The sequence below is a fragment of the Streptomyces sp. NPDC053427 genome, assembly GCF_044544985.1.
Classification (GTDB): domain Bacteria; phylum Actinomycetota; class Actinomycetes; order Streptomycetales; family Streptomycetaceae; genus Streptomyces.
Window position 1 is genome coordinate 207,447 of the sequence record NZ_JBITYA010000009.1, and the last position, 15,840, is coordinate 223,286.

11 protein-coding genes and 1 tRNA gene are annotated in these 15,840 nt (G+C 70.6%); 6 read left to right on the top strand and 6 right to left on the bottom strand.

Annotation, left to right across the window (positions count from 1 at the left end; translation table 11 throughout):
- Position 1: 1 nt before the first annotated feature.
- Positions 2-601 (bottom strand): response regulator, encoded by a 600-nt coding sequence (locus tag ACIGWZ_RS25515; protein ID WP_400068402.1) that lies wholly within the window; start codon positions 599-601, stop codon positions 2-4.
- A 213-nt stretch (positions 602-814) separates the two neighbouring features.
- Between ACIGWZ_RS25515 and ACIGWZ_RS25520 the strand changes: the two genes are divergently transcribed.
- Positions 815-886: transfer RNA gene (locus ACIGWZ_RS25520), tRNA-Arg, on the top strand.
- 221 nt (positions 887-1,107) lie between these two features.
- On the opposite strand, the gene ACIGWZ_RS25525 is transcribed toward ACIGWZ_RS25520, so the two are convergent.
- From ACIGWZ_RS25525 to ACIGWZ_RS25540, 4 genes are all read right to left on the bottom strand, one after another.
- The gene (locus ACIGWZ_RS25525; RefSeq protein ID WP_400068404.1) at positions 1,108-4,764 is read right to left on the bottom strand and encodes a DEAD/DEAH box helicase family protein; all 3,657 of its coding nucleotides are present in this window, start codon (positions 4,762-4,764) and stop codon (positions 1,108-1,110) included.
- Positions 4,765-4,955: 191 nt separating this feature from the next.
- The gene (locus tag ACIGWZ_RS25530) at positions 4,956-6,122 is read right to left on the bottom strand and encodes a restriction endonuclease subunit S (RefSeq protein WP_400068407.1); all 1,167 of its coding nucleotides are present in this window, start codon (positions 6,120-6,122) and stop codon (positions 4,956-4,958) included.
- Positions 6,119-7,651 (bottom strand): N-6 DNA methylase, encoded by a 1,533-nt coding sequence (locus tag ACIGWZ_RS25535; protein WP_400068409.1) that lies wholly within the window; start codon positions 7,649-7,651, stop codon positions 6,119-6,121. The genes ACIGWZ_RS25530 and ACIGWZ_RS25535 overlap by 4 nt, the downstream gene beginning before the upstream one ends.
- A gap of 88 nt (positions 7,652-7,739) precedes the next feature.
- Positions 7,740-8,276: an HPP family protein gene (locus tag ACIGWZ_RS25540; RefSeq protein WP_400068411.1), complete on the bottom strand. Its 537-nt coding sequence runs from the start codon at positions 8,274-8,276 to the stop codon at positions 7,740-7,742.
- Positions 8,277-8,615: 339 nt separating this feature from the next.
- On the opposite strand from ACIGWZ_RS25540, the gene ACIGWZ_RS25545 reads away from it, so the two are divergent.
- On the top strand, positions 8,616-8,795 hold the full coding sequence (locus ACIGWZ_RS25545; protein ID WP_400068413.1) for a hypothetical protein: 180 nt from the start codon (positions 8,616-8,618) through the stop codon (positions 8,793-8,795).
- Positions 8,792-9,784, top strand: coding sequence for a dTDP-glucose 4,6-dehydratase (gene rfbB, locus ACIGWZ_RS25550; protein ID WP_400068415.1), 993 nt, complete (start codon positions 8,792-8,794; stop codon positions 9,782-9,784). The genes ACIGWZ_RS25545 and rfbB overlap by 4 nt, the downstream gene beginning before the upstream one ends.
- A gap of 117 nt (positions 9,785-9,901) precedes the next feature.
- Here rfbB and ACIGWZ_RS25555 read toward each other — a convergent pair whose 3' ends face one another.
- Positions 9,902-11,188: a cytochrome P450 gene (locus ACIGWZ_RS25555; protein ID WP_400068417.1), complete on the bottom strand. Its 1,287-nt coding sequence runs from the start codon at positions 11,186-11,188 to the stop codon at positions 9,902-9,904.
- Positions 11,189-11,623: 435 nt separating this feature from the next.
- Here ACIGWZ_RS25555 and ACIGWZ_RS25560 point away from each other — a divergent pair, with 435 nt between their 5' ends.
- The 3 genes from ACIGWZ_RS25560 to ACIGWZ_RS25570 all read left to right on the top strand — a co-directional run bounded on the left by ACIGWZ_RS25560 (position 11,624) and on the right by ACIGWZ_RS25570 (position 15,839).
- Positions 11,624-12,724, top strand: a complete 1,101-nt coding sequence (locus tag ACIGWZ_RS25560; RefSeq protein WP_400068419.1) for a Gfo/Idh/MocA family protein — start codon at positions 11,624-11,626, stop codon at positions 12,722-12,724.
- Between the two features lie 95 nt (positions 12,725-12,819).
- Positions 12,820-14,358: an FtsW/RodA/SpoVE family cell cycle protein gene (locus ACIGWZ_RS25565; protein WP_400068421.1), complete on the top strand. Its 1,539-nt coding sequence runs from the start codon at positions 12,820-12,822 to the stop codon at positions 14,356-14,358.
- A complete protein-coding gene (locus tag ACIGWZ_RS25570; protein ID WP_400068423.1) occupies positions 14,355-15,839 on the top strand; it encodes a penicillin-binding transpeptidase domain-containing protein in 1,485 nt (494 codons plus the stop codon). The genes ACIGWZ_RS25565 and ACIGWZ_RS25570 overlap by 4 nt, the downstream gene beginning before the upstream one ends.
- Position 15,840 lies beyond the last annotated feature (1 nt).

Below are 15,840 nucleotides of genomic sequence, written 5' to 3' on the forward strand. Positions count from 1 at the left end.
CTCACCCTCCGGGCCGGGCCGCGGCCTCCGGCCCCCCGCTCGTCTCCGCACCCGCCTCCACCTCGACGTCCAGGTCCACGTCGCCCAGCTCAGCCAGATCGTCCAGGCCGGCATCCACCGGTCCCCCGCCGCCACGGCCCGTCCCCGCGGACCCCGCCCCACCGTCCGCCCGCCCGGCGCCGGCCGCTCGCTCGTCCTCCTTCTCGGCGCCGCGCTCCCGCTGCCGCCCTTCCCGGACGAGCGTGCCCACGGTCCGGACCAGTTCGGCGGGCTCGAACGGCTTCGCCAGGAAGGCATCCACGCCCATCCACTCGCCGTTGTCCACCTCGCCCTGGGTGCATGCGCTGACGATGGCGATGGGGATGTCCCACGTCCGTGGATCGGACCGCAGCCGCGCCGCGGTGTGCAGACCGTTGAGCCGCGGCATCACCACGTCGAGGGTCACGACATCGGGTCTCACGTGGTGCACGACGTCCAGACACTCGGCACCATCAGCCGCGGTCACGACCTCGAAGCCCTCCAGCTCGAGATTGACCCTGATCAACTGCCGGATCACCTTGTTGTCATCGACCACAAGGATCCGACCGGACAAGCCAGGCACACCATGAGACTAGGGGCCCACCTGCGACAGCGTCCCGGTTTTGCCCACTTCCGCCCCCATGCGGGGGACCTTCCCCCGACCACCACCGGCACGCCCCCCGGATGCGCTAGGCCCCCTCCGACGCCCGTCCCCCACCCCGCAAAACCCTGTTCCTGAACACCCCATCAGAGCTGGTAGTGTTCTACCCGTCGCCACGAGAACACAGGCGGCAACGCCCCCGTAGCTCAGGGGATAGAGCAACGGCCTCCGGAGCCGTGTGCGCAGGTTCGAATCCTGCCGGGGGCACCCTGTATGAGGTGCCCAAAGACCCCGTCACCAGCGGAAACGCTGAGGCCGGGGTCTTCGCGTATGTGGCGCTCGCTCCGGCGAGGGATGTTCTGCCGGTGGCCGCCGCGCTCAACAGGGCGCTCGGGGTTGGGACTCGGTCGTCGAGCGGTTGCCGAGCGGCCCGGACCTCGACGCGGGCGCTCCTGGGTGGAGTGCCCGGCGTCGGGCGGGGTGATGCGCTATGCGGCCAGGTCGGCCGGCAGGGCGCGCTTGCGGAGTTCCAGGACGATCACCTTGAGCTCGGCGGCCTCTTCCTTGCTGAAGTAGCCGAACAGGTTCTTCGGGAAGCGGTCGGTGAAGGGGCTCCGGAAGAGGTCCTGGGGCTCCAGGTAGCCGCGCTTGGTCAGCGCCTCGACGATCAGGTCGAGGAAGTCCCACTGCTGGGGACTGAGCCGGCGTCCCGCGGTGAAGCCCTCGAACGCATGCTGGGCCGCGGCGCGGTCGAGACCGGCGAGGGAACGGATGAACAGGCCCAGCCCCGGCCCTTGCCGCACCACATGGTCCAGGTCCTCGGCGGAGGCCACGCCCTCGGCCAGGAAGGCCCGCTCCAGCGCGTCGAGGTCATCGGCGGTGATCTGCTCGTTGTGTGTGAGCTTGTGCACAGCGGGGTTGTCGGGGTGCTCGGCCAGGTAGGCCCGGGTCTTGGCACGGAAACGGTCGATGTCCGTGCCGACCTGCATCCCCGGGAGTTCCACTTCCACGGGATCGCCGAGCTCGTCCGCGAAATCGGTGTAGACGATCTTGCGCTTGGCGGGCGGGTCGATCAGCTTGACCAGCGGACGCAGCCGCCGCCGTAGGTCTTCGAGCTGGGGCAGCGTCACCTGCTCCCACCACGCGTCACCCGCCCATTCCTGGAGCGGTTCGGCCTGCTTCTTCACCTCGGGGATGTTCAGCTTGCCGAGCAGGTTCTCGGCGATCTGCTGCATCTCCGCGCGGCGCTTGGGGTAGTCGCCGCTGCCTTCCAGGGCTGCGAGTTGGAGCTCGTACGCCTTGAGGTCGAAGCGCCTGGCCTCCTCACCCGGGTCCTTCTCCTCCTCCCGCCATTCGCTGGGGAGTCCGAGCAGGCCGGAACGGAGCCGATGGTCGGCCTCGTCGTCCAGGAGGCGCCATACGGCGAAGTCGCCGAAGCGTTCCACCTCCCGGCGGTGCGGACGCACCAGGACGTTGTGCTCGGGGGACATCCCGCTCACCGCGCTGTGCAGCCGATGCGCGAGGGACCAGCGCAACTCCGCTTCGGTGGCGTATGCCTCGGCGCCGGCGTCCCGGGCCGGGTCCGGGGGTGTACGCCGGTCGAGGGCACGGATCAGTTCGAGCCGGCGCACCTGGGTGCGTTCGGCGAGGGAGAGGGTGGTGCGCCCGTCGCGGGTGGGCAGGTCGGCGCTGAAGTAGGCGAGGTTGCCGCAGAAGTCGAAGACCTGGAAGTTCTTCTTGGCGTGGTCGGGGTTGTCGGCGTCGGGCCCGAAGAGAGCCGGGCGCAGGCGGGTCCCCCGGCCCATCATCTGCCAGAACTTCGTCCTGGAGTAGACGGGCTTGGCGAAGACGAGGTTGACCACCTCGGGCACGTCGACGCCGGTGTCCAGCATGTCGACGGAGATCGCTATGTCGGGTGCCTCGTCCGGGCTCTTCGGGGCGGGGTCGGCGAAGGCGTCCAGCAAGGCCTGGGCCCGCTTCTCCTTGTACGTGATGACGCGGGCCTTCTTGCCGCCGTACTGCGGGTAGTTGGCGTTGAAGCGTTCCTCGATGTACCTGGCGTGGTCGTTGTTGCGGGCGAAGATGATCGTCTTGCCGAGCCGGTCACCGCCCTCGACCTTGATGCCGTACGCCATCAGGGTCTCCAGCATCTTGTCCACCGTGTCCGCGTTGAACAGGTAGCGGTTCAGCTCGTGCGGGGAGACGGAGTCCGGTATGCGGCCGTCCTCGCTCCACTCCAGGCGGTCCCACTCGGCCTTCTCCTCGGCGGAGAGACCGGCGTACGCGACGCCCAGCTCCATGAACTTCAGCGGCACCTTGATCGGGACGGGCGGCACGAGGTAGCCCTCGCGGACGGCGTCGTCCAGGTCGTAGAACTCGGTGGGGACGCCGTCCTCCAGCTGGAAGAGGCGGTAGGTGTTGCGGTCGATCTCGTTCTTCGGGGTGGCGGTCAGGCCGAGGAGGAGCGAGTCGAAGTACTCGAAGATCCAGCGGTACTTGTCGTAGACCGAGCGGTGGGCCTCGTCGATCACGATGAGGTCGAAGAAGCCGGGGCCGAAGCGGCGGCGGCCGTCGGCGTCGGTACGGCCGATGAGGTTCATCATCGTCTGGTAGGTGGAGAAGTAGACGCGGGCGTCGTCCTTCTTCTCCTCCAGCAGATTGACCGTCGGCGTCTGCTTCAGGTGGGCGTCGAACGCGCGCTTGGCCTGGGTGACCAGGGCTTCGCGGTCGGCGAGGAAGAGAGCTCGCTGTACCCAGCCGGCCCGCTGGAGGACGTCGGTGAGGGCCGCGGTGGTACGGGTCTTGCCGGTGCCGGTCGCCATCACGAGCAGGGCCTCGCGCTGCCGCTTCTCGAACGCCTCGCCCACGCGCACGATGGCCCGCTTCTGGTACGGCCGCCCGGCGATCTCCTCGTTGACGGGGGTGTGGAGCAGCGAACGGCGGCGGGCGCGCTGCTGGATGCGCCAGAGGAGTTCCTTCTTCGTGAGGAAGCCCTGGATCCGCCGCGGCGGGTAGTTGATCTCCCGGGCGTCGTCCCAGACGTAGGTCTCGTAGCCGTTGGTGTAGAAGATCACCGGCCGGCGCTTGAACCGGGCCTCCAGCGCGTCCGCGTACAGCCTGGCTTGTTCCTGTCCCTCTCGGGCGTCGAGGCGGGTGCGCTTCGCCTCGACGACGGCGAGCGGCTTGCCGTCGTCGCCCCACAGGACGTAGTCGATCACTCCCCGGCCGCTCTTGGTCGGCATCCCGTCGACCTCGTACTCGATGTCCTTGCCGCGGGTGAAGTTCTCCCAGCCGGCCTCGCGGAGCAGGACGTCGATGAAGGCCTCGCGGGTGGCCTCCTCGTCGTAGTCGTGGGTGTCGGGGAGCCGCTCGTTCTGCCGCGTGATCTCCGCGATGCGCTGCTGGGCCTCTTCCAGCCGGCGTTTCAGTTGCTCGTTGGCGGCCTCGAGCCGCTCCCAGCGCTCCTGAAGCGCCTTTTCCTGCTGCTGCTTCTGCTTCAGCAGTTCCTGCTGCTTGGCCTGGCGGGCCTGCGGCGAGAGGGGCCGAGGGAGGAGGCCGAGGTCGAAGGAGAGGTCCGACGGGGGCAGGGTGTGGCGCTCGCCGTCGGTGTAGCTGCGGGCGAACCAGTACAGCAGGTGGAACAGCTCGCGGAGGCTGTCGAGCGCCAGCTGGACCGGGACGGGGGCGGGCTTGTGCACCGCGCGGTTCCCGTTGAGGCGGACGAGGTCCATCTTGGCGATCAGCCCCGGACCGGCCAGCTGTTTGAAGCTCGGCGCCTTGGACATCGCGTTGAGGTCCATCTTGTACGGAGGGACCAGACGGCGGTCGTTCCGGTACATCCACTCCACGGCCTGTTCGAGAACGAACCGGGAGTAGAACGCGGAGGCACGGGGGTCGGCGTGGGCGAGGCGCTCGGCCTTGCGGGCGTCGTCGTGGAGGGTGGTCCAGGCGTCCTGGAGGAAGGCGAAGTTTCCGGCGGCGCGGGCGGCGGCGTCCTGGGCGGGCTTCGGATCCGCAGGGGCGGGGACCGGGTCGGTGGGGCTACCGGGCGGGGGCGGTCCGGCCCGGCCGGTGGGCGGTTCGGCCGACGTCGGCTGCGCCGGGCTGCTGTGTCGCTCGTCCTCGTGGCTCCGGTCGATGGCCATGGTGGTGGTACGCCCCTCCCCCTCGGTGCGTACAAGGGAGTGGGCGCTCCCCCGTAGCGTTCCTCGCTGTGTTCTCTCGTCCTGTGCGCGGGTGGTACGTCAGGGCCGCCGGGCCGTGCCACACGGTGCGGTGCGGCTCGGCCGAGCGGCCGGTGGTGCTGCGGTGCGGCCGGCGGTGGCGGCCCGGCGGGTCAGGCTGAGCGTGCCTGGTCCGGGCTCGCGTCGCGCAGGCGTGGGTGCATGATCGCAGAAGGGAGAGTGCCACGGAAAGCACGCTTCTGGAGGGACGTGAAAAGCTCGTCCAGCGCGGCGAGATGGTCGTGGTGGAGATCCCGTGCGCGCCGGATGACCCGCACCCGCTGCTGGAACTCACGCTGCCAACTCTTTCCGGGCAGGGGAATCCGCACCGCACCCATCGTCTTCTGGTTCACCTTGAACGTTCCGTTCGTGGTGCGTGCCGCGGCCTCGACCTGGCGCCGCACGGCCGGGGTCCTCCAGATGACGTCAAGGTATTCCGGGACTATCACATCCTCACGGATGGGAGCGGCCAGGACCGTATCCGGGTAGACGGTGTCCGGAATCGCGACCGGCGAGAATGCGCCGACGCCGACCAGCCGCTTGTTCCCGTTTCCGCGCACCAGCATGAACACGTTCGGCTTCACCGAGTGGTCCGGCGTCGGGTCGGATGCGAAGAGGCCGTTCTTCCATGCCGACGGGTCGAATCCGCCACGCGTCAGGGCCGAGAGGGTGAGCACTTTCCCCTCGTGCGTGCCCTTGGACGAGGGAGAGGTTCCATTGCGCAGGCGGCGCCCCAGCACCTCGTCGAGGGCAACGGTTTCCGCGTCCTTCGGCAGCGTATGCGAGACGATCGACGAGAGCAGCTCCTCAAGAAGAGCGGCAGCCTCGCGACGCTTGGTACGCAGCCCCTCCACGCGGTCGAGAACGGCGGCGATCCGCTGCTGCACCTCCATCGGCGGCCGCGGGACCGGAATCTCCTTCAGGAACTTGAAGTGCCGGGAATATCCGGCGCTCGGAACGGGCGCCGACCGGAGATAGTGGTAAAGGAACTTCGGGTCGAAACCCGATCTCGGCCGCAGCACCTTCACGCCGTCCGCGCCCATCGCGAAGGGGAAATCCACGAACTTGAAGATTCTCGTGTGATCGCCGAAGACGATGAGCGGACCCGGTTCTTTGTGTGCGAGTTCCGGATCGTCCACAAACCCCGCGATGACGTTCTGCCCCTGGTCGATGACCGGGAGGGCACCGTCCGCCAGATACTGCGTCTTAGGGATTTTGACATTCTTGGCCGAGACGTCGGTCAGCGCCTCCAGGAAGGGGACTTCGGTCCATTGGCTCATCCCAGCATCCCTTCCAGTTCCGCCGTCGCCGAGTCGATGTCCTCGTTCAGCCGCTTCAGGGCGGCGATGATTTCGGCCGGCGCGCGCGTCTCCACTTCCTCGTGGCGGACTTCCTGATAGCTGTTGAGGGAGAGGTCGTATCCCTTTTCGGCGATCTCCGCTTTCGGAACGGTGAAGGACTGGGCCGTGCGCGGGCGTTCGCGCTCCGATGCGTTGCGGCGGAACCAGCGGGTGAGGACGTCGGGGAGATTGTTCTTCTCGTGCTCGGCGTCCATGAGCGCACCGGCCTCGGGACGGGCGCCCAGTCTGTCGTCGTCGAGCAGCGGGGTGCGCTTGTCGTCGAGCGAGTAGCCGTCGGCGTGGACGTTGTAGAACCACACCTCGTCGGTGCCACCGGTGTCCGTGCGGGTGAAGAAGAGGACGGCGGTCGAGACGCCGGCGTACGGCTTGAAGACGCCGGAGGGGAGCTTCACCACCGCGTCGAGCTTCTGCTCCTCCACCAGTGCGCGGCGCAACGCCTTGTGCGCGTTGCTCGGGCCGAACAGCACGCCCTCCGGGACGACGACGGCGGCTCGGCCGCCCGGCTTGAGCAGGCGCAGGAACAGCGCCAGGAACAGCAGTTCGGTCTTCCGGGTCTTGACCGTGCGCAGGAGGTCGGCGGCCGTGGACTCGTGGTCGAGGCTGCCGGCGAACGGGGGGTTCGCGAGGATCAGGGAGTACGCCTCGTCGTCATCGAGCTCCGCACCCGCCTGGGAGAGCGAGTCGCGATGGCGGATGTCCGGGTTGGCGACACCGTGGAGCAGCATGTTCATCGACCCGATGCGCAGCATCGTCGGGTCGAAGTCGAAGCCGTGGAACATCTCCTCGTCGAAGTGCCGGCGCTCCTCCGTGCCGAGCAGGTCCTGCTTGTGCTCGCGCTTGAGGTAGGCCGCGGACTGGACGAGGAAACCGGCGGTGCCGCAGGCGGGATCGCAGATCGTGTCGCCGGGGCGCGGCTGGGTCATGTCGACCATGAGGTCGATGATGTGCCGCGGGGTGCGGAACTGGCCGTTCTGCCCGGCGGTGGCGATCTTCGCGAGCATGTACTCGTAGACGTCGCCCTTGGTGTCGCTGTCCTCCATCGCCTCCGCGATGTCGTCGAGCAGATCGACGACCTTCACCAGGAGATTCGGGCTCGGGATCTCGAAACGCGCGTCCCGCATGTGATGCGAGTACGTGGAGTTTTCGCCGCCCATGCGCCGCAGGTACGGAAAGACGCCCTGGCTCAGCACGTCGTACATGGCCTGCGCCTGCATCGTGCGGAAGTTCTGCCACCGCAGGTCCTGCTGGTCCTCCGTGAAGAACGGGTTCGGGTCCGGGACCCCGGAGAACTCGGCTGCCTGGTCCTGGTCCGTCTGCAGGTCGTCCAGGCGCTTGATGAAGAGCAGATAGGTGAGCTGCTCCATGACCTGCAGGGGGTTGGAGATGCCGCCCGTCCAGAACGCGTCCCAGACGCGTCCCACCTTGTTCTTCAGTTCGCCCGTAATCACACGGAGGATCCTACGACCCTGAGCCTGACGGCAACGCCGACCCGAAAGGCGCGGGACCCCGCCGCCGCGCGCCCGGGGCGTCGGCCTGTCACCACCAGTAGGCGGGGTAGCGGTGGGCGGTGCGCTTGGTGCGGGTGGCGACGACGCCGGACACGACCACCATGACCGTGGCCAGACAGAGCAGGGTCAGGAACCGGACGGGAGGCGGGGACTGGAGGACGATGATGACGGCGGTCGCGGCCGCGGGCGAATGCGGCGTGCGCGTGATCATCATGACCCCGAGGGCGAGGCCGCCCGCCAAGGCCGCCGCCCACGGTGAGTGGCCGAGCCCGGCCTGGACGAGCAGGCCGGTGAGAGCGGACAGCAGGTGGCCGCCGATCACGCTGCGCGGCTGGGCCAGCGGCAGCGTGGGGGCGCTGTGCACCAGCGCGGCGGTCGCCGCGAGCGGCGGGATGAGTATCGGCTCGTGCAGCACGGCCCCGGCCGTGACCAGGAGCAGCAGGATCGATATCGAGGCCCCGGTGGCGTGCAGCAGCGCGGAGGGAGCGGGCGGGGCCGGGGCACGCCCGAGGAGCGGTCGCACGAGGGCGGGGCGAGGGCGGCGGGTGGCCTGGTCGGTACTCAACGAAACGGACTCCGGAAGACGCCGGGCATGGCGCGTGGTGGCGGTGGGCGGGCGGGGTGAAGCGGCCCGGCGCCGCCGGAGATCTCCGTCAGCGCGCCTACGTGATCAACGGAGGGCGGCCTTACGCGGTCCCCGGATCTGGGCGGCGCAGCTCTGCGGACAATTTACCTGCACCGTCCATCTGTCCAGGTCGGGGGTGGCCCCGGTACCACTCCGGGCTTCTTCGCGCCGGTGCCGCCGCGCGGCGGGCGGGAGACCGTCGGCCCCGCTCAGATCGGGGCGGGCGCCCCGGTGACCGGCTCCGGTTTCGGCCCGTCGGCGTCGGTGGCGGAGAATCGTGTGAGCGACAGCAGTGAGATCGAGTGCACGAGCGTGCCGGCCGGCTCCGCCATCGAGCGCGCCGGCCGTACCGAGGCGTCGCCGACCGGCAAGGACGTGCGGGTCAGCGGCACGCAGCGCACGCCCCGGGCCCACCGCCTCGTCCTCGGCGACCACAGCAAGGTGCAGATCACGCCATGAGAATTCTCGTCACCGGCGGCGCCGGTTTCATCGGCTCGTGTTTCGTCCGCATGCTCCTGGGCCCGGACGGACCCGACGGGCACCCTCGCCCGGAGGCCGTCACCGTGCTGGACGCCCTCACCTACGCCGGGAACCGGAGCTCCCTCGCGCCGGTCGCCGCGGACCCGCGGCTGGAGTTCGTCCACGGCGACATCCGCGACCACGGGCTGGCCCGGTCCCTGGTGGCCGGCCACGACGCGGTGGTGCACTTCGCCGCCGAGTCCCATGTCGACCGGTCCCTCTCCAGCGCCACCGAGTGCGTCTCCACCAATGTGGTCGGCACCCAGACCCTGCTCGATGCCGCGCTGTCCCGTCCGTCGGTGACCTTCCTGCACGTCTCCACCGACGAGGTGTACGGATCGCTGGCCGAGGGATCGTGGTCCGAGGACGAGCCGCTGCAGCCCAGCTCCCCGTACGCCGCCTCCAAGGCGTCCTCCGATCTGCTCGCGCTCGCCTACCACCGCAGCCACGGCCTGGACGTGCGGCTGACCCGCTGCTCCAACAACTACGGGCCGTACCAGTTCCCCGAGAAGGTCATCCCGCTGTTCACCACGCGGCTGCTGGACGGCGGCACGGTCCCGCTCTACGGCGACGGGCGCCATGTCCGCGACTGGCTGCATGTGGAGGACCACTGCCGGGCGCTGCTGCGGGTCCTGGCGGACGGCCGCCCCGGCGAGGTCTACAACATCGGCGGCGGCACCGAGCTGTCGAACCGCCGGCTCACGGAGCGGCTGCTGACGGCCTGCGGCGCGGGCTGGGAGCGGGTCGAGCACGTCGCCGACCGGGCCGGTCACGATCTGCGCTACTCGGTGGACTCCCGCCGGATCCGCGCCGAGCTGGGCTGGGCGCCGAGGCACGCGTTCGACGACGGCCTGGCCCGCACCGTCGCCTGGTACCGGGACAACCGCGCCTGGTGGGAGCCGCTCGCCGCGCGGGCGGCGGCCCGATGAGCCCGCGCCGCTCCCGGAACGCCGGCGGGGAGTGAAGCTGCCGCGACGACGAACGACCGGGCACTCGGCGGGCCGGCCGGGTGCCCGGTCGCACGACGGCGCCGGGAAGGCGTCCGGTCAGCCGCCGAGGTGCACCGGGAGCGACTCGATTCCGTAAACGATGGACAGCTTGCGGAATTCGAGGTCCTCGGGCTCGACGGCCAGGCGCATGTCGGGGAAGCGGCGGACCAGCGCGGGGTAGGCGGCGCGGAGTTCCATCCGAGCGAGTTCGGCGCCGACGCAGCGGTGTATTCCGTAACCGAAGGCGAGGTGCGAGGGGACATTGCGGGACGGATCGAACTGCTCCATGTCAGGGCCGAGTTTGCCGTCGCGGTCGGCGCCGCTGAGGGAGCACAGGACGACGTCTCCGGAAGTGATCTGCACGCCGCCGATTTCGATGTCCTTGCGGGCGAAACGCGGGAATGCGACCTGCACGACGGTGAGATAACGGAGCAATTCCTCGACATAGCGTTCCCCCGCGTCGTCGCCGCCCTTGACGGCCGCGAAGTGCTCCGGGTCCTGGAGGAGGACCAGGGCGCCGAGGGCGAGCATGCTGGCGGTGGTCTCGAAGCCGCCGGTGAGGACGCCGTCGGCCAGACCGGCCAGTTCTTCGTCGCTGACCGAGTCGCCGTGTTCCTTGACGATCATGCCGAGCAGGCCGTCGCCCGGGTTTTCGCGCTGCTTCTTGACGATGTCCCGGAAATAGGAGAGCGATTCGGATATGGCGCCGAAGGAGGCGTTCGCACCGCTGAAGAGGTCGAATCGGGCGGCGCTGAGGCGTTCGAAGTCGGCGCGGTCCTCGTAAGGGACGCCGAGGAGTTCGCAGATGACGAGGGAGGGAATGGGCAGGGCGAAGGAATGCACGATGTCGACCGGCTCGCCGTTCCTGCCCGCGGCCTCCATGGCGTCGAGGCGTTCTTCGACGATCTCGTGGATGCGCGGGGTGAGCCGGCCGAGGCGGCGCATGGTGAATTCGGGGGTCAGCAGGCGGCGCAGCCGGGTGTGGACGGGCGGGTCGGCGAAACCGAGGCCGCCGGGGTTCTGTTCGGCGCCCGCGCCGGCCTTGCCGACGAGGTTGGTGAAGTCCGAGCTGAAGGCATCGGCCTTTCCGAGCACCTGCTTGACTTCGTCGTAGCCGGTGACCAGCCAGACATTGGCGGCTATCGGCACCGGAAGTCTGGTGATCGGTTCCTTCTCCCGGACGGCCCCCAATTCGCCCACCGGGTTGAGCCCCTCACGCCGCAAGGGCATCAGGACGGACTCGGGCAAGAAAGACATCCGAGACAGGTCGAACCCCTTCTTGCGTGTTCTCGCCAGATACATACGGCCGGCCCAGGCGATGATCCGGGAACGGAGAGTCGTCATGACGCTAATACTGCCTTTCGTCGAGGGGGTCGGTCACCCGCGCTCCGCGGCCCATGGGGCCGAGACGGCACGGGACCTCCACTCGGCGTGCACGGATGAGACGTACGCCATAGCCCCTCGCCCGCGGTGGTCATGGCGCGGGGCCATGCCATCGACCGATGTCATCGGTCGGTCGCATCGGCGTGACGAGCTCGGCCTTGTGCTTTTCGGGCTGTTCGGACTTTTCGGTCTGGTCGTTGAGCTTCTTCAGGTCGTTCAGGTCGGTCCGGACGAGTTTACAAAGTGTCATCGGGACCGTTCACGGAACGAGGGGGATGTCAGCGGCCCCCGCGGGCTCCCACGCCCCCGCGGGTTCCCGGGCGGACGCGGACGCGGATACCGCCGGGCGGCGAAATTGCTTGGCGGGCGGCCGTGCCGCGCGGACAGACTGGTGCGATGGCTGCCATCGGAGTCGTCGGGCTGGTCCGCGGGCTGTACGTGGCGCGATGGTGCGCGCGGCTGGGCATCCGGGTCACCGCATTGTGCGATACGGACGCGAAGCGTGTCGCGGCGGCGGCCCGCGCCTTTCCCGGGGCCCGTACGACGAGCCGGTGGAGCAATCTGCTCGCGCCGGAGGCCGGGCTCGACGGCGTGCTGCTGGCGCACGACTTCGACCGGCACGCGGAGGCGGCGGTGGCGTTTCTCGGGCGCGGCATCCATGTGCTGAGCGAGACCGCGGCCTGTACGACGGAGCGGGAGGGGCGGGCGCTGGTCGCGGCCGCCGGGCGGAGCGCCGCGTCGTACTCCTTCGCGGAGAACTATGTCGCGCATGCCCATGTGCGCGCCATCGGGGAGCTGGTGCGCGCCGGTGCGATCGGCGCCCCGCAGCTGGTCGAGTCGGACTATGTGCATGCCGCGTCCCCGGAGGACGTCGCGGCCCTCATCGGCGACCCCGCGCACTGGCGTGGCCGGATCCCGCCGACCGCGTACTGCACCCACGCCCTCTCCCCCGTGCTGGACGTCACCGGCGCCTGGCCGGTCGAGGTGAGCGCCGTGCCCGTGACCGCGCAGGAGCGGCCGGGGGCGGTGGTGCTGACGGTGCGGCTGTCGGACGGCGCGCTGGCCCTCACCCGGCAGACGTTCCTGCAGGGCGAGCCGGACAGTCACTGGCACTGGTTCTCGGTGCGCGGCTCGCGGGGCCTGGCCGAGTCGGTACGGGCCGCGGGTGAGCGGTCCTGGAACGTCCGGGTCCGGCGGGACGCCTGGGCGGCGCCGAAGACGGCGGCGGGCCAACAGGGCGCGCACGAGGAGGAGTTGACGCCTCCGGTGCTGCGGATCGGGGACGGCCGGGCCGCGGGGCCGCTGCGGGTGCCGCGGCACGACGAGGGTACGGCGGTCATCGTGGACGCCTTCCGCGCCTGCATGGAGGAGGGCGCGGCGCCCCGGGTCGGGGTGCGGCAGGCCGTCGCGGCGTCGCTGGTGGGGACGGCGGCGGCGGTGTCGCTCCGGAACCACGGGCGGGCGGTGGCCGTGCCGGACGTACGCGCCTGGAATTGAGGGCGCCCGCCGTGGGCTCCGCGCCCCGGTCCCGCCCCCGAACACCGGGTGCGACATAACGGATATATGGCTCGCCGCTTGCTACGTTGCCTGCCATGACGGCAACGGCACCGGCGGCTCCCGCGCGCCCCGCGGACACTCCCCCACCCGTGCCGCTGCCACCCAGGCGGCGGGGCACCGAACTGGGCCTCCTGGCAGGCGCCGTGTTCATCAGCGTCTGCGGGTATCTGACCGTGGGGATCGCCACGGGGCACGCCGTTCCGGTCGGCGCGGCGAAATACGGCGCCGGTCTCGGCGCGCTCGCACTGCTCGCCCATCTCGCCGTACGCCTGTGCGCCCCGTACGCCGATCCGCTGCTGCTCCCCATCGCCGTCCTGCTCAACGGCCTCGGGCTGGTGCTGATCTTCCGGCTCGATCTGGAGACGCCCGGCGAACGTGCCGCACCGGCGCAGCTGGTGTGGTCCAGCATCGGCGTCGGTCTCTTCATCGGCGTCGTGGTGCTGCTGCGCGACCACCGGTTGCTGGAGCGGTTCGCCTCCCCCTGCGCGGCCCTCGCGCTGCTGCTGATGATCGCGCCGATCGCGTTCCCGGCCGTCAACGGCGCCAAGATCTGGATCCGGGTGGCGGGGCTCTCGCTGCAGCCCGGCGAATTCGCCAAGGTGCTGATCACGGTCTTCTTCGCGGCGTATCTCGCGGCGAACCGCGGTGCGCTGGATGCCGACGGGAGCGCGAGGTGGAGCCTGCGGCTGCCCACCGGCCGGGTGCTCGGGCCGGTGGTGGCGATCTGGCTGGTGAGCGTGGGGGTACTGGTCCTGGAGCGGGATCTGGGGACCTCGCTGCTGTTCTTCGGGATCTTCGTGGTGCTGCTGTACGTGGCCACCGGGCGGATCGGGTGGCTGGCGGTGGGGCTGCTGCTGGCGGCCGCCGGCGCGACGGCGGTCGCCACGCTGGAGCCGCATGTGCACGGGCGGGTCGAGGACTGGCTGCATCCGTTCGCGGGGATCGCGGCGGGCCGGGGGCCGGGCCAGCTCGCCCAGTCGCTGTTCGCCTTCGCGGCGGGCGGGCTGCTGGGGACCGGGCTGGGGCAGGGCGACTCGCAGCTGATCGGGTTCGCCATGAAGTCCGACTTCGTGCTGGCGACCTTCGGCGAGGAGCTGGGGCTGGCCGGGCTGTGCGCGCTCTTCCTGCTGTACGCGCTGCTGGTGGGGTGCGGCTTCCGGGCCGCGCTCGGCATCCGCGAACCGTTCGGCGGGCTGCTGGCCGTGGGCCTCGCCGCGCTGCCCGCCGTCCAGGTCTTCGTCATCGCGGGCGGGGTGATGGGACTGATCCCGCTGACGGGGATGGCGTTGCCGTTCCTGGCGCAGGGCGGGTCGTCGGTGGTGACGAACTGGATCATCGTGGCGCTGCTGGCGCGGATCAGCGACCGGGCGCGGGGGCCCGAGCGGCCGCGGCGGCGGGGGCGGCCGGAGGGGGCCGAGGACCCCGCCGCAGGGCACCCCCACCGCGCGCCGGGGCCCGTCGCCGAGGCGGGGTCCGTCCCCGAGCCGGGGTCCGTCCCCGAGCCGGGGCCCGTCCCCGAGCCGGGGCCCGTCCCCGAGCCGGGCGCCGTCCCCGAGCCGGGGGCCCGCCCGTGATCCGCTGCATCCGGCAGATCGCCGCGATCTGCGTCCTTTTGCTGCTCGCGCTGCTGGTCAATGCCGCCCGGGTGCAGGTGTGGGAGGCCGACGCCTACACCGCCAATCCGGCCAACCGCCGTGCCACGCTGGCCCGTTACGCCCAGCCGCGCGGCGCCGTGCTGGTCGCGGGCCGGCCCGTCACCGGCTCCCGCGACAGCGGCGGCCGGCTGCGCTACGAGCGGACGTACACCGACGGCCCCCTGTACGCGCCGGTCACCGGCTACTCCTCGCAGCTCTACGGCACCTCCCTGCTGGAGCGCGCCGAGGACGGCATCCTGGCCGGCACCGACGACCGGCTCGCCACCTTCCCCTGGTGGGACCGGCCGACCCACGGCCACCGGCCCGGCGGCAGCGTCGCCACCAGCATCGATCCCGCGATGCAGCGCGCGGCGTTCCGGGGGCTGGGCCGCAAGAAGGGCGCGGTGGCCGCCGTCGAACCGCGTACCGGACGGATCCTGGCGCTGGTCAGCAGCCCCTCGTACGATCCCAACACCCTTGCCGGAAACGGGACTTCGGTCAGCGACAGCTGGCGGCGGCTGAACGGCGCGCGCCGGCGGCCGATGCTCAACCGCGCGATCCGCAAGGCGTATCCGCCCGGCTCCGTCTTCAAGGTCGTCACCGCGGCGGCGGCGCTGGAGAGCCGTCGGGTCACCGATATCGACGCCCCCACGGACACCCCCGATCCGTACACCCTGCCCGGGACCGCCACCCGGCTGGGCAACTCGGCGAAGGGCTGCCACAACGCCAGCCTCAAGGACGCCTTCCGGATCTCCTGCAACACCGTCTTCGCACGGCTGGGCGCCCGGGTCGGGCTGTACGAGATGGCCGAGGCCGCGGAGCGGTTCGGGTTCAACGACCGCCGGCTGCGCATCCCCTCCCCCGTCGCGCCGAGCACCTTCGGCACGCAGATGGACACCTCGCAGGTCGCGCTGTCGGCGATCGGGCAGTTCGACACCACCGCCACCCCGCTCCAGATGGCGATGGTCGCGGCGGCGGTCGCCAACGGCGGGATTCTGACGCCGCCGTACCTGGTCGACGGCGTGACCAACGCCTGGGGGACCACCGTGGACGCCGGGCCGCAGCGCTCCGCGCACCAGGCGATGGGGCCGTCCGTCGCCGCGCAGCTCCAGGAGATGATGGTCGACGTCGTGGAGCACGGAAGCGGGAAGCAGGCCGCCATCAAGGGCGCCACGGTGGGCGGGAAGACCGGTACGGCGCAGCACGGACCGCGCAACGAAGGGGTGCCCTACGCCTGGTTCATCTCCTGGGCGAGGGCCGAGGACAGCAGCGATCCGGCGGTGGCGGTCGCCGTGGTGGTCGAGGACGCCGCCGCGGACCGGTCGGACATCAGCGGCGGCAGCATCGCGGCGCCGATCGCCCACGACGTGATGGCGGCCGCGCTGCGGCGCGACGGACGCATCGGCGCCGGGCCACAATGAC

Bases quoted from the DNA above. Each gene is read 5' to 3' on its own strand.
- ACIGWZ_RS25525 (WP_400068404.1), bottom strand. From the start codon at position 4,764: ATGGCCATCGACCGGAGCCACGAGGACGAGCGACACAGCAGCCCGGCG.
- ACIGWZ_RS25530 (WP_400068407.1), bottom strand. From the start codon at position 6,122: ATGAGCCAATGGACCGAAGTCCCCTTCCTGGAGGCGCTGACCGACGTC.
- rfbB (WP_400068415.1), top strand. From the start codon at position 8,792: ATGAGAATTCTCGTCACCGGCGGCGCCGGTTTCATCGGCTCGTGTTTC.
- ACIGWZ_RS25555 (WP_400068417.1), bottom strand. From the start codon at position 11,188: ATGACGACTCTCCGTTCCCGGATCATCGCCTGGGCCGGCCGTATGTAT.
- ACIGWZ_RS25560 (WP_400068419.1), top strand. From the start codon at position 11,624: ATGGCTGCCATCGGAGTCGTCGGGCTGGTCCGCGGGCTGTACGTGGCG.
- ACIGWZ_RS25565 (WP_400068421.1), top strand. From the start codon at position 12,820: ATGACGGCAACGGCACCGGCGGCTCCCGCGCGCCCCGCGGACACTCCC.